The organism is Flavobacterium sp., from assembly GCF_046296355.1.
Classification (GTDB): domain Bacteria; phylum Bacteroidota; class Bacteroidia; order Flavobacteriales; family Flavobacteriaceae; genus Flavobacterium.
This window is the reverse complement of sequence record NZ_JBKBLM010000001.1, coordinates 256526-270181: the sequence shown is the minus strand read 5'-3', so window position 1 is coordinate 270181 and position 13656 is coordinate 256526. Positions and strand designations below refer to the sequence as shown.

Sequence of the window (13656 nt, the reverse complement as noted above, 5' to 3'; positions counted from 1 at the left end):
ATGAAAGTAGCCTTAATCCAATCGTCATTAACTTGGGAAAACCCAACGGAAAACCGCAGCCATTTGGCCCAAAAAATAACAGGTTTTATGGAAGATGTCGATTTGATTGTGCTTCCTGAAATGTTTTCTTCCGGCTTTACGATGAATCCGAAAGCTGTAGCGGAAACCATGCAAGGCGAAACGATTTCTTGGCTCCAACATTTGGCGAAAGCCAAAAACTGCGCGATTACCGGAAGTTTGGTAATAACAGAAAACGGTAATTTTTACAATCGATTGGTGTTTGTATTTCCGAATGGTAACCTCCAAACTTATGACAAAAGACATTTATTTACTTTGGCCGGAGAAGACAAAGTGTATACTGCCGGAACCGAAAAATTAATTATCGACTATAAAGGATTTAAGATTTGTCCGCTAATATGTTACGATTTGCGTTTCCCTGTTTTTGCCCGCAATGTGGAGAATTATGACTTATTAATTTATGTTGCTAATTGGCCTAAACCGCGCATCAATGCTTGGGATATTTTGCTAAAAGCGCGCGCTGTAGAAAATATGAGTTATGCGATTGGCGTGAATAGAATTGGAACCGATAATAATAATTTAGAATACGTTGGTCACTCGCAAGCCGTTGATTTTCTTGGCAACTACATCTTGGAACCACAAGAAACTGAGGGTGTTTTTATATTGGAACTCGACAAAGAAAAACTATTGGAAACACGAAATAAGCTGGCTTTTTTAAATGATAGGGACGATTTCAGGATAACTTTGTAAATCTTACTTCGTACTTCGTAAATCGAACGGCTGTTCCACATCCCAATTGGCGCGAACATCAATTTCTTTCGGAAAGTAAATGACTTCTTCGGTTTGGCGTTTTTCGAGATAGCTTCCGGTGTCCCAAACTTTGTTTTTGTTATCGTCATAGATGATTCGCAAAGTGTATAAAGCCGGTTCTATGGCATCAAAATTAATGACGGCGGTTTCCGTAAACTCAGAATATTTTACTTTTCCGTCTTTATCGGTGAGTTCAACGATTATCGGAAATTTTTTGGCGTTTTCCAAAATGACTCTCAAGTTACCGTAATCAGAAAGATTTTTGGTGTTTACTTTATACGACAACGTATCATTTTGCATGTCATAGAAATCAATCAAAGCGCTGGGCATGGCTTCAATGGTGTACCTTTCCAAAGGTTCTTTTTTGAAATCTAAGTAGAGTTTTTGGTTGAAATCGTCATATTCGGTAGTGAAATCGACTGCTACAGAATCTTTATTGGTGATGCGTATTTTTGTTTTGTCAAATTTGACTAAAGGGATTGAACTGCTAATCGAAAATCGTTCGCGCATAGGTATACTACCTGCAAAATCGGAACTAATATTCAGCGTATCCGGTTTGGCAGCATTTATTTTAACGATAAAATCTTCTTTAAAACTGTCTTTTTCAACATTAACTTGAAGCGAATCTACTTTTATGGGTTTGAACCAAATTTGAAGTGAATCCTTTTTGGGCATTTGGGTAACCAAAGTCGGAATGATTTCAGATCCGTTTTTAACCGTTACTTTGGCATTTTTCGGTTGACCTTCGTACCCCATTAACAATCTGCTTTTGGCCGCTTGTGAAGGTTTAAGTGCTTTAAACGGTAGGATTTCTTTAAACAATTCGATTTCAAAAATCGTGTCATTCGGAATCGAGATGTATTGTTTTTGAAACCCAATTTTGTCCGATTTCGGATTGTATTTATTATTGCCGTTGTCTTTCATTGCGACCAAAAGATACTTTCCGGCTTTTAAGTTTTCCAATTTAACCACTTCCAAACTGTCAAGAGTGTTGGTGATGTATCTCGGCGTTTCCTTATAAATCGTGGAATCGTTAAATTGCTCGTTGATTTCATACAACATCACCGAAACAAAGTTGTCTGTCTTCTTTTCCAAAGCGTCTTTTATCCTAACATTCAACGCCAAAGAATCGATATAACTTCCGGTAGAAAAAACGTATTTGAACTGTGAATATGGATTGGCCTCGTTGTTGTCTTCTATACTTTGACCAAAATTAAAACTGTAAGTGGTATTGGGTTGTAGCGTATCTTTTATCTTAATTGTAAGTGTTTTACTCGCGGTATAAGGTAAAATTTCCGGCTGGTATTTCATTGGTGGCGAAATAATCAGCTGTTTGTTGGCGTTTTTCAGTTTTACATATTCATCAAAAACCAATTTGATTTCTTTGCCGTTAAAATTGGTCGAGAAATTTTTGGGTAAACTTGACTTTAAAACCGGTGCAATCGTGTCTTTATCACCGCCGGTTATCGAGCCGCGTTTGGCGCAACCAATGATTAAGAGTAGCAACAGTAAAGAAAAATATTTGAAGTGAGTTTTTGGCATAAAGCATTTTTTCAAAGCACAAAATAACAATTATATTTAGTGTGAATGAAATGTTTTAGCCGAAACTTAACAATTTGAATATTATTGTTTCCTAAATATATTTCCTTTTCATTGAGATTAATTAGACAGCACAATAACAAACAATCCTGCAATACTCGCTACTACAGCCAAAGGATAACCCAGCGTTTTGATTAATGAGAATTTTCTTTTTTGGATGTTTGTGATGTCTTTTACGGGAATTTGTTTTTCCTCAAACTTTTCATTTACAAGTATTGTGCTGTCTTTGATACTATAGAAAACCACTTTAGTGTATTTATGGTTTCGTTCAATCTTGTATGTTTTTCCCGCTTCCATCTTTGAAGGGTCGTTGTCCATTGCTTTATAACTGAAACAACTTTGTAACAAAATAAGCATAGCGAGTAATAAAAATATTTTTTTCATATACATTATATTAAAGGTTAATCTGACACGAATATACAAAAATATGTCTATTTCTTACAATTTATACAAATTAACTATGCGCCATCGCCATACAGACGATACTGATTTTGGCATTGGGGATTTTGAGTAATTCTCGGCTGCAAGCTTCAAGGGTTGAACCGGTTGTCATTACATCATCAATGAGCAAAAAATGTTTGTCGTGATGGTTTTCGGAAAAAGTAACTTCAAATATGGTTTTGTTAATGTCGGCTCTACCCAAAAGTGATTTCTTGGTTTGGGTTTTGGTATACAATTTTCGTTGCAAAACGCTTTCCTCATAAGGAATGTTTAAATTTTGTGCCAAGGCTTTGCCGAAAGTCGTCACCTGATTGTAACCGCGTTCGCGAAACCGTCTCTTATGCAACGGCACCGGAATGATGTAGTCGATATTTTTCATGGTTTCCAAATCTTTTAATTCTGCCGAATACCAATCGCCGACGATTGTCCCGATTTCTTGATTGCCTTTGTATTTTAGTTGGTGCATCATTTCCTGAACAATCCCTTTTTTGTGGAAATAAAACAACGCAGCGCCAAACTCCAACGGAATTCTGCCATAGAATTTTTGGAAGATTTCGTTTTCCTCTATTTTATGGTGATTGGTGAGCGGAATTTCATGTCGGCAATGCGTACAAATCACCTTTTCGTCGCTTAACAAAATAGCGTGACAACCGGCGCACGACTTTGGAAAAAATAAATTCAGCAAGTGATTCCACATAAAAAAGTAATTTTCTTACGTAAAATTATTATATTTGAGTTGAATCTAAGCTCTTTTTATTAAAATAATATTAAAAAATTAATTAAAAATGAAGATGAAAACCAAATTAGTATCACTATGTTTAGTTGAATTGTTAACTGTTTTTTTAGGATGTAGTGAAGATATTTATGAAAATAGTGCCTCACATTCAAATGCTCAAAAAGAAAAATACAAAATCTCATTTGCGCAATTTAAAAGAGAAAAGGAATTAAAAACTTTGACTTACTTAAAACTATAAAATCTACAAGTATCAACGCAAGAGAAGAAGGAACAGATGAAGGTTATGTTATAGATACAACAACAATCTACAGGTATACAACCCAAAACAACAAAATTACCTATTCATTTAAGATTTATCCAATCTATGAAGTGCTTGAAGACAAAGAATATTACAATCTTGTATATGAAAAGTATGGTGAAGAATGGAATGAAATTATTTTTAAAAATAAAGAGATTGATAGCGTTAATGTAGATACGTTAAAAACTATATATTCTGAAATGATATATAATAGAGGACTCAATTCATCTATAACATTGTCTGATTTTTGTCAAACTTACACTGTTAGTTTCCACTGCACGCAAGTTGCCCCTTGTAATGCAAACTATTGTGATGGTTTAGCTTGTCCAACCGGCGAGTGTTATACGGAAAGTATTTCCTATGCATCTTGTGAAGTTCCTACAAGTATTTATCAAACAATAGGCACCTCAGGTGGAGGTTCAAGTGGAGGAGATGGAGTAGGCGGAAACTCTTTGGAGGGTATATATATCCCAAATCCCTATAACGGAGATGCCGATATTAATAATGCCGAGTTCATGTTAGCTGCCCAAGTAGCAGCCTATACCAATACATTATCTCAAAACTTTCCAAACATTCAAGCAACATTGACAAACAATTCTTGGATGTTTCCCAATATCATAAATTTTGTTAGAAACAATGGTAACCAATTAAACCCAAGAAATCAAAATGCGATTTTCTTTACTCTTAACAATATTACACCAATACTAAACTTCAATCCATCAAATTTTACTTTTGTAGAAATTAATCAATTGCATTACAATTCATTTATTTATCTACTTAATAATCCTACAGCAGAAACGGTAAGTTTTAATCAACAGTTTATAACTCAATCTGAATTAAACCCTGATTTAAATTTAGATTATTTGGCGTCATTAAAATCTCCATCCAATATTGACAGAAGTGCAATAGATACTTTAACCCCAGAAGGACAAAAGTTTAATTTAGTTTATGAGGAATTGTTGAAATCACCTAAATTCAAAGAACTATTCGTAGATTTATTTGAAAATAATGATAGATTTAATGTTAAATTCCAAATAGGTGCGGTAGCCAATGGTGCTAATGGAAATACAGATACAAATCTCAATAATCCTGTAACTAATACAATAACCATTTCTCCTCAATTTTTATTGACTAGAAATAAAATGGAAATAGCCAAAACAATAATTCACGAATGTATTCATGCTTATTTGAATGTGAAACTATGTGACTCTGGTTTAGGAATGAGTATTCCGACTCTCAATAATCTGGATTTTTTTAATGTTGTAAATCAAGAGTATAATGGTTTTAGTCCTGGACAAAACCAACATGACTTTATTTATAATTATATGGTGCCTACTATGGTAACCATACTTTCAGAAGTAAAAGATTTTTTGGTTTCACCTACTGATAATGCTGAAATAATAACAACTGTTTTGCATCCAAATTATCCTAATTCAAACGAAAGTGTTCCTTTTAATTGGGATGAGTGTTTACTGTATTTATCTTTACATGGATTAGAATTATCAAATACTTTTCAAAATGAGATTGCTTCGCCAATATATAATTCAAATGGTCAGATAATCTCTGTAACAGTAATTAATAATGTAAAATGGCAACTTTTTAATCAATACTATTCTATATGTTCAAGTACACTGCATTAATTTTATTCTGTTTTTATATAAATCATACTAATTCGCAATCAAATACAAATGTGTATGTAAAAGACACCATTTTTATAATGTTTAAAAATGATAAAAAATTTCAATTGTATGATTCAGATATAAATAGCCTTAATAATATTAAAAATAAGAAACCTTCCTTTTACTTTAGTTTTTCTGATAGGTTTGACTATTTTAATGCTATTTTATTTGCCATGACTAAACCAGAAAAATCTATTTGTATAAAAAAAAATGTGTTTAGAAAAAAGAAAGATAAAATTTTAAATTATTTGGATTTTAAAAAAATGGGGTACAAAGAAATTGACAGTATGTTCTATATGAAAAAAGTTTTTTTAGTTGATAAAAGAGATACCGGATTATTTACAATAAAATTACATGAAGTAAATTTAATTGATTTACGAAAACCTTCTGTAGAATAAATTATGGTCAACCGTGTAATTAATTTATCATGAAATATGTTTTTGCCATCTTTTTTTCAATAATGTTAACTTCTTGTAGTAGTCAAAAAGTTACTTCTCAGTTTGATTTAACCAATACTGAAAAAGACATTATTAATAATTTTTTAAAATTTGAGTTAGCTTCAGACGCATATAAATATAGAAGAAATAATAATGTAGTTATCATTAAAAATGCAATTCCAAAAAAACAAGTTCTTGATGATTATTTATCCATTATAAGAAACTTTAAAGAGAGTCTTATTGACACTCTTCAAGCAGTTAAAATGAGAAAGGAGTTTGAAAATGAAACTCAATATTATTGGAAATCGTCAGACTTTAGAATCAAAAATTTACTAACACAAAGTATTGAAAGTTTTGAAAAATCGATAAAAAAAGAAGCGTATTTAAATTTACCCCCAAGGATAATAATTCATTTATCAGTTCCTTTATTAATTAATGATAAAGAAGCTTTAGTAGGTTTTATGTCTGGAGGTGGAGATTTAGGATACACATCAATAAATAGTGGCTTAATATTGATGGTAAGAAATAATGAAAACAAATGGGTGTTTAAACAATTTTTGGGAAGCAAGTACTCTTAATAGAATTATCAAATACAAGCTAAAAAAGATGTTAGGACATGGTATAACACAATAAAATTATCTCAAAGAGAGAATGTAAAGTGTATTGAGACCGTAATGTTAAATTCCAAATAAGTTCAGTGGCTAATTAATAAACCTTTCAAAAATCCATTTCAAAACATTATTTTACCACCGCTTTTTATATTTTTGCAGCATTATGGCAAAACAAGAAGATTTATTTAAGAATGTAGTTTCGCACGCTAAGGAATATGGATTCATTTTCCCTTCAAGCGAAATATACGATGGTTTGAGCGCAGTGTATGATTACGCCCAAAACGGAGTCGAATTAAAAAAGAACATTAGAGAATATTGGTGGAAAGCCATGGTGCAAATGCATGAAAATATTGTTGGTCTCGACGCCGCAATCTTGATGCATCCGACCACTTGGAAAGCTTCGGGTCACGTTGATGCATTCAACGATCCGTTGATTGACAACAAGGATTCTAAAAAAAGATACAGAGCCGACGTTTTAATTGAGGATTATGCCGAAAAATTAAACCTGAAAGCCAAAAAAGAAATTGAAAAAGCCCGTGAGCGTTTTGGCGCTTCTTTTGACGAAGAGCAATACAAAACCACCAATCCGCGAGTGATGGAATACTTGGCCAAAGAGCGTGAAATTCTCGAAAGAATGGGTCGTTCGCTTGGTGCCGGAGATTTAGAAGATGTAAAAGCGTTAATCGAAGAGTTGGAAATCGCCGATCCAGAAACCGGTTCAAGAAATTGGACGGATGTGAAGCAATTCAACTTGATGTTTGGCACAAAACTTGGCGCTTCTGCCGAAAATGCTATGGATTTATACTTGCGTCCGGAAACCGCTCAAGGAATTTTTGTGAATTTCTTAAACGTACAAAAAACCGGTAGAATGAAGATTCCTTTTGGTATCGCTCAGACCGGAAAAGCTTTCCGTAACGAGATTGTAGCGCGTCAGTTTATTTTCCGTATGCGTGAATTTGAACAAATGGAAATGCAGTTTTTCGTAAAACCGGGTGAAGAAATGAAATGGTACGAGTATTGGAAAGAAACCCGTTTGAAATGGCATTTGTCTTTAGGTTTAGGCAAAGAGAATTACCGTTTCCACGACCATGAAAAGTTGGCTCATTATGCCAATGCGGCTGCCGATATTGAATTTAATTTCCCTTTTGGCTTCAAAGAATTAGAAGGCATTCACTCGAGAACCGATTTCGATTTGAAAGCACACGAACAATTTTCGGGTAAAAAACTGCAGTATTTTGACAACGATACTAATTCTAACTATGTTCCTTATGTAGTGGAAACTTCGGTTGGTTTGGACAGAATGTTCTTGTCGGTATTTGCTACTTCTTTAAAAGAAGAAACTTTGGAAGACGGTTCGACACGAACTGTTTTGCGTTTGCCATCGGTTTTGGCGCCAACCAAAGCTGCGGTTTTACCCTTAGTTAAGAAAGACGGGTTACCTGAAGTCGCTCAAAAAATCATCGAAGATTTGAAATGGGATTTCAACGTAGCTTATGATGAAAAAGATGCTGTCGGTCGTCGTTACAGAAGACAAGATGCGTTAGGAACACCATTCTGTATTACGGTTGATCACCAAACATTAGAAGATGAAACGGTTACTATTCGACACAGAGATTCGATGGCACAAGACCGCGTTAAGATATCCGAATTGAGAGACATCATTGGTAACGAAGTTTCTATGAGAAACTGGTTGATGAAAATGTAAATCAATATATTATAATTTCCGCTAAAGCGGCATAAGCCCCAAATTCCGGTTAGAATTTGGGGTTTTGTGTTTTTTGTAAGTATTTATCCTGAATAAAATTCACATATTAACAGATTAGGCTATTCTGTCAACAATTTGAAAAACAAAAAATTTGATAGTATAATTTCGTTACAACGAAAATCGATTCGTTTTGTCGTTTTTATTTTTGTTTTTAATTTTTAATACTAATATTTAGTTTAACATAAAGTTTCCCCAAAACTACCTGTTAATTTAATCAGAAAATGCTGTCCCTAAATCAACGGATAAGCGTTAATGAGCCACACTTACATAATTATTGATGACAATCAAGACGATGTCACGAAAACTCAGGCTATAGCTGAGCGCTTTCGTAACTTGTCTTTCGTCGCTTCTGCCAATAGTTATGACGAAGGCGTGAATCTAATCTTGGAACACCAACCTCATCTTGTTTTTCTCGAAATTGACCCTTCGGATAAAAAGAGCAATCTTGCTTTGTCATTGATTAACGAATTGTATCGTTATTTGAGTGTTGTTCCCAAAATCATTATCATCACAGCCAAAAAGGATTTGGCTTATGAAGCCTTGAAATATGAAGTCGTTGATTACTTGCTAAAACCATTAGACATTAATGATTTCAGAAAAGCGATACTAAAATTCGACCGTGCTATTAAATCTGATTTGCCACACATGGAAGTCAAAAATCCGGCGGCTACTTTTGAAGTATTGGATGAAACCATAACGGAAGAATTGGAAACTGCCGAACATGATGTGGAAGTAAAAACCATTCCGGCAACAGTTGAAAATCAGGTTGTACTTCAGAAACAACAATCGCTTATAATTTGTGTCAAATCTTATGGTGATTACCGCTATATCGATTCGAATGACATTCTTTATTTTGAAGCCGATAACAACTCTACCGATATTCACTTGAACAATGGCGAAATGATTACGGCATTTAAGACTTTGAAACATTTTGAAACGGTTTTACCGCAAATACAATTCTTGCGAATTCACAACAGTTACATTATTAATGTCGACCAAGTTTCAAGGATTCATACCGGAAATACGGTTTGTTACATTAAAAACTCTACTACCAAATTGCCGTTCTCCAAATCGTATAAAGACAATGTTGATTTGATTATTACTCGCATCGCCGGCGGAAATTATTTGGAGATATAGAAGAAAAATAATACATTTACTAAAATTTAAGTATGGAAGTAACTGTATTAATGATTGATGATCATCCGCCTATTATTGAAGGGTATAAATCGATATTGTCTTACAATCCGTTTGGTTATATGCCAAACATTACTACTGTTTTTAGCTGTGAATCGGCTTATCACTTGCTTTCTACTACAAAAATTCCCTTTGATTTGGTGATGATTGATTACACCATGCCGCCATATCCTGAGAGAAATATTCAAAATGGCGGAGATTTGGTCCCTATAATCAGACAATATTTGCCGGAAGCTAAAATCATGATGCTGACTTCGCACTCAGAAACCCTTTTATTATTGAGATTAATGAATGAGTGTAATCCTGAAGGATTGCTGGTGAAAAGTGATTTTATGGCTGATGACTTTTTAGAGGCTTTTGATACTATTGTAAAAGGAGAAAACTACTTCAGCAGTACCATTCAAAGTTTGAGGAAAGAATCAAATGAAAAGATCAATGTTTTAGACAGTTACAACCAACAAATCATCACACTTTTATCCCAAGGTATAAAAACTAAAAACCTTCCCGATTATCTTCATCTCTCCAAAAGTGCTATAGACAAACGCAAAGTCTTTATAAAAGAGTTTTTTAATGTAGAAAAAGGCACTGATGAAGACATTATCAGAGAAGCCCGAAAACAGGGTTTGATTTAAAATTTTCACTTTTTTTCAAATATTAGAAAATGTACACTTTTAGTGTAACAAAAAGTTATTCCAAGCCTTTAATTTTACCTCAATAAAAATTCAAGTTGTTTAATTGGTAAAGAAACAAGACTTACCATCTTGAGTATGAAGCCGGACGAAAGTGGTATTTTGTTTGGTGGAAAATTAATTGAAATTTTGTTCTGTTTATTTTGGGTTAGGTATTAAACAGGAGTATGCAAAACCAACCACAAACAGCCCTTGCTTTGATGTTTTGGACGACTTAAAGCGGGGCTGTTTTATTTAAATTAGTGATAATTGGATGAAGAAATTATTAAGTTTCATAATTATATCTATACTTCCCTACTTTGCCATCTCACAAGTCAAAGAAAAAGTAGAGTCTACCTATTTAAAAGTCAAATCAGGTGATGACATCACTACCTATGAATTTCATTCTATTCAGTATTTTGAAGAGAATTCCGAGAAAATATTAGATGAAATTGCCGCTGCAAATCTTCCCAACAAAAAAGACAAAGACCAAAACTTAACCATTGAGGTTTCTATCACAATTACTTCTACTGATGATTCAAGAACTCTTACCGGCTCAGTCACTGCATCTCCGCAAACAATCATAACAGCCATAAAAAAACTGCGAAATCAATTGGTAATTATTGCAACAGAATAGTCTAAACTTAATTTTAAACTATAGAACTATAAGATTTTTACTTAAATTGGCTATATGAATAACGGATTTAGATTTTTATTACTATTACTCATAGTACTCTATGGTTGTAACCCAAAAGCAACAGACAAAAATACTTCGCCCACCAACGACTCAATTCAAAAATACCTTGCCCTGGCAGGTAATGATACTTTGCCTTTTGATAAAAGAACAAAGTATAATGATAAGGCGTTAAGTTTTGTGGATTTGGAGAGGAATGATAGTTTGACTAGGGAGTATTTGAGTGGAATTTCTAAAATTAACTTAAATACTAATCAAACCACTAAATTCGAAATCATATCAAAAATACATTTTAGGAAAAGTGAAATAGCTAAAGATACTCTTCGAATAGCTAAATATTATGAAAATAAAGGTTACTATTTTAAAAAATTATATGTTTATGATTCTGCAATATATTATTACTTAAAAGCTGAGCAACTATATTTAAAAATTAAAGATAAAAACAACCTGGCAATTGTTTATAATAAAAAGGCATTGGTTCAATTGTATTTAGATGATTATTTGGGGGCTGAATTGTCAGCAAAAAAATCATATAACTATTTAAAAAAAACAAAATATCATTACAAAATTGTAATCTGTTTATTAACCTTAGGGAATTCTTATCATAACATGAAAGAGTATAAAAAAGCAATTTTAACATTTCAAGAAGCTCTTTACATAATTAAAAAACACAATATTTATAATCGTAAAAATAATTTTTCTGCCGGCACATGCTTAAACAATATTGGCAATGCTTTAAGGGAACAGAAAAAGTTTGATGAAGCTATTTATTACTTCAAAAAAGCTTTGAAAGAAAAGAATATAAAAGATGATGATTCCGAATTATATGGATATCTACTAAACAATCTTGGCTATTGTTATTTAAAAACAAACAAAAACTTAAATTTGTCTTTTCAATTTAAAGAAGCAAAAAAAATATTTGATGCCTTAGGACTAAAGAATGAAAGTGCTGTAAGTGATATTTACTTATCAGAATATTTTATAAAAAAAGGTGATACAGCAAAAGCTAATGCTCATGCCGAATCTGCTTTGAAGTTGTCAAAAGAAGCTGACGCTCCATATTATTACTTAACAGCATTAACCCATGCAGGTAGTATAAACCCAAAAAAAGCTCCGGTTTACATTAAAGAATACCATCGAATAAATGACAGTCTACTTTTTGCTGAAAGAACTGCCAGAAATCAATATTATAAAATTCAATTGGAAACCGATGAAATAAGCGAACAAAAACAAGAAGCTTTAAAGCAAAGGTCAATAGTTATGGCGTTAGCCTTTACTCTCTTTTTAATCTCTATCCTGATTTTCATCATTGCCCGTCAGCGTTTAAAACAAAAGGAGTTTCGATTACAACAAACCGAACAAAGAGCCAATGAAGAAATATACCAGCTCATGCTTAGCCATGAAACCAAGGAAGAAAAAGCCCGTCAAAAAGAAAAAAAACGCATTGGGCTTGAGCTGCATGACGGTATCATGAATAAATTGGTTAGTACCCGACTTAATCTTTCTATATTGTCTATTAGTCGTGATGAAGCTACTGTTAAAAAATGTTTAGGCTACATAAAAGATATTCAAAATATTGAAAAAGAAATTCGGAACGTGGCTCATGATTTAAATCAAGAAGTTTTATTAGATTCTAATAGCTTTAGTAAACTATTACAAGGTTTAATTAAAGACCATAACAAAACAAGTCGCACCATCTTCAAAATGGAAGTTGAAGCTGATATTGATTGGAATATTATTTCTAACAATAAGAAAATGAATTTGTATCGCATTATTCAAGAAGCCACTCATAATATCAACAAACACGCAAAGGCAAAAAAAGCAACCATAAAAATCACATTAGAAGCCACTAACATTTCTCTTTCGATTACTGATGACGGAATAGGATTTGCTGCTTCATCTTCTGAAAATGGAATTGGATTGAAGAACATGAAGTACCGAGTAAAACTCTTGAAAGGTAAGTTTAAGATTCATTCTAAATCCGATTCCGGCACTTCAATCAATATTACCATTCCACTAAAAGAGCATTAAATAATTATCGGCCAAATTAAAATTGCTTCCTTCTCGGAAGAATATAGCTATGGCGTCTACTTAGATTTATCAAAACACAGTTATTGTGAAATAGGTTATCAACAATTCCTTTTAATTATCCACAATTTTAGCAAAAAGGCCAAAATCATCCACCCAGATTTGACTATCATTCACTCACAAACGAGGTCATTCCACCATAAACACCAATATATATAGGGATTGACAGAGACATCCTTTTTAGTTTTACATCGTTAAAGTGTGAAAGCCCCCAAATCATTTAAAGCCCACACTAATTAAAACGAAACAAAAACATTAACAATAAAAAGTCTCAAATTATGAAAAAATTAGCAACAACATTCGGACTATTAGCTTTGATGCTTGTAGTAACATCTTTTACTACGCCAACGGAAATTGGTGGTAAAAGTACTCCAGGAGGTTTAGAAATTGGTGGTAAAAGTACTCCGGGAGGTTTAGAAATTGGTGGTAAAAGTACTCCGGGAGGTTTAGAAATTGGTGGTAAAAGTACTCCGGGAGGTTTAGAAATCGGTGGTAAAAGTACACCAGGGGGTTTAGAATAATTCAAAGATAAACTCTGTAAGTAAAAATATTTACACTTATATTAAAATATAATAAAGACCACTAATTTTCATTAGTGGTTTTTTTATTGAGATAGTT

The 13656-nt window shown here is 33.0% G+C and carries 14 protein-coding genes; 11 read left to right on the top strand and 3 right to left on the bottom strand.

What is annotated here, in order from left to right; genetic code table 11:
* Nucleotides 1-768, top strand: coding sequence for a nitrilase family protein (locus ACK4HO_RS01320; protein WP_409661458.1), 768 nt, complete (start codon nucleotides 1-3; stop codon nucleotides 766-768).
* A gap of 3 nt (nucleotides 769-771) precedes the next feature.
* On the opposite strand, the gene ACK4HO_RS01315 is transcribed toward ACK4HO_RS01320, so the two are convergent.
* The 3 genes from ACK4HO_RS01315 to ACK4HO_RS01305 form a co-directional block, all read right to left on the bottom strand.
* Complete coding sequence (locus tag ACK4HO_RS01315; RefSeq protein WP_409661455.1) at nucleotides 772-2370, bottom strand: Ig-like domain-containing protein; 1599 nt, start codon at nucleotides 2368-2370, stop codon at nucleotides 772-774.
* A gap of 117 nt (nucleotides 2371-2487) precedes the next feature.
* A complete protein-coding gene (locus ACK4HO_RS01310; RefSeq protein WP_409661452.1) occupies nucleotides 2488-2811 on the bottom strand; it encodes a hypothetical protein in 324 nt (107 codons plus the stop codon).
* Between the two features lie 70 nt (nucleotides 2812-2881).
* Entirely contained in the window at nucleotides 2882-3565 is a 684-nt protein-coding gene (locus tag ACK4HO_RS01305) for a ComF family protein (protein WP_409661449.1), read from the bottom strand.
* Between the two features lie 94 nt (nucleotides 3566-3659).
* On the opposite strand from ACK4HO_RS01305, the gene ACK4HO_RS01300 reads away from it, so the two are divergent.
* From ACK4HO_RS01300 to ACK4HO_RS01255, 10 genes are all read left to right on the top strand, one after another.
* A complete protein-coding gene (locus ACK4HO_RS01300; RefSeq protein WP_409661446.1) occupies nucleotides 3660-3842 on the top strand; it encodes a hypothetical protein in 183 nt (60 codons plus the stop codon).
* Nucleotides 3843-3973: 131 nt separating this feature from the next.
* Nucleotides 3974-5542 (top strand): hypothetical protein, encoded by a 1569-nt coding sequence (locus ACK4HO_RS01295; RefSeq protein ID WP_409661443.1) that lies wholly within the window; start codon nucleotides 3974-3976, stop codon nucleotides 5540-5542.
* Nucleotides 5521-5979 (top strand): hypothetical protein, encoded by a 459-nt coding sequence (locus ACK4HO_RS01290; protein ID WP_409661440.1) that lies wholly within the window; start codon nucleotides 5521-5523, stop codon nucleotides 5977-5979. The genes ACK4HO_RS01295 and ACK4HO_RS01290 overlap by 22 nt, the downstream gene beginning before the upstream one ends.
* Nucleotides 5980-6008: 29 nt before the next feature.
* Complete coding sequence (locus ACK4HO_RS01285; protein ID WP_409661437.1) at nucleotides 6009-6596, top strand: hypothetical protein; 588 nt, start codon at nucleotides 6009-6011, stop codon at nucleotides 6594-6596.
* 196 nt (nucleotides 6597-6792) lie between these two features.
* The gene (locus ACK4HO_RS01280; protein ID WP_409661434.1) at nucleotides 6793-8334 is read left to right on the top strand and encodes a glycine--tRNA ligase; all 1542 of its coding nucleotides are present in this window, start codon (nucleotides 6793-6795) and stop codon (nucleotides 8332-8334) included.
* 312 nt (nucleotides 8335-8646) lie between these two features.
* Complete coding sequence (locus ACK4HO_RS01275) at nucleotides 8647-9531, top strand: LytR/AlgR family response regulator transcription factor (RefSeq protein WP_409661431.1); 885 nt, start codon at nucleotides 8647-8649, stop codon at nucleotides 9529-9531.
* 32 nt (nucleotides 9532-9563) lie between these two features.
* Nucleotides 9564-10220 (top strand): response regulator, encoded by a 657-nt coding sequence (locus tag ACK4HO_RS01270; RefSeq protein WP_409661428.1) that lies wholly within the window; start codon nucleotides 9564-9566, stop codon nucleotides 10218-10220.
* A gap of 310 nt (nucleotides 10221-10530) precedes the next feature.
* Nucleotides 10531-10893 carry a hypothetical protein gene (locus tag ACK4HO_RS01265; RefSeq protein ID WP_409661425.1) on the top strand — a complete coding sequence of 121 codons (363 nt, stop codon included), beginning with the start codon at nucleotides 10531-10533 and terminating at the stop codon, nucleotides 10891-10893.
* A 54-nt stretch (nucleotides 10894-10947) separates the two neighbouring features.
* Nucleotides 10948-12981: a tetratricopeptide repeat protein gene (locus tag ACK4HO_RS01260; protein WP_409661422.1), complete on the top strand. Its 2034-nt coding sequence runs from the start codon at nucleotides 10948-10950 to the stop codon at nucleotides 12979-12981.
* A gap of 335 nt (nucleotides 12982-13316) precedes the next feature.
* The gene (locus tag ACK4HO_RS01255; RefSeq protein ID WP_409661419.1) at nucleotides 13317-13559 is read left to right on the top strand and encodes a hypothetical protein; all 243 of its coding nucleotides are present in this window, start codon (nucleotides 13317-13319) and stop codon (nucleotides 13557-13559) included.
* Nucleotides 13560-13656 lie beyond the last annotated feature (97 nt).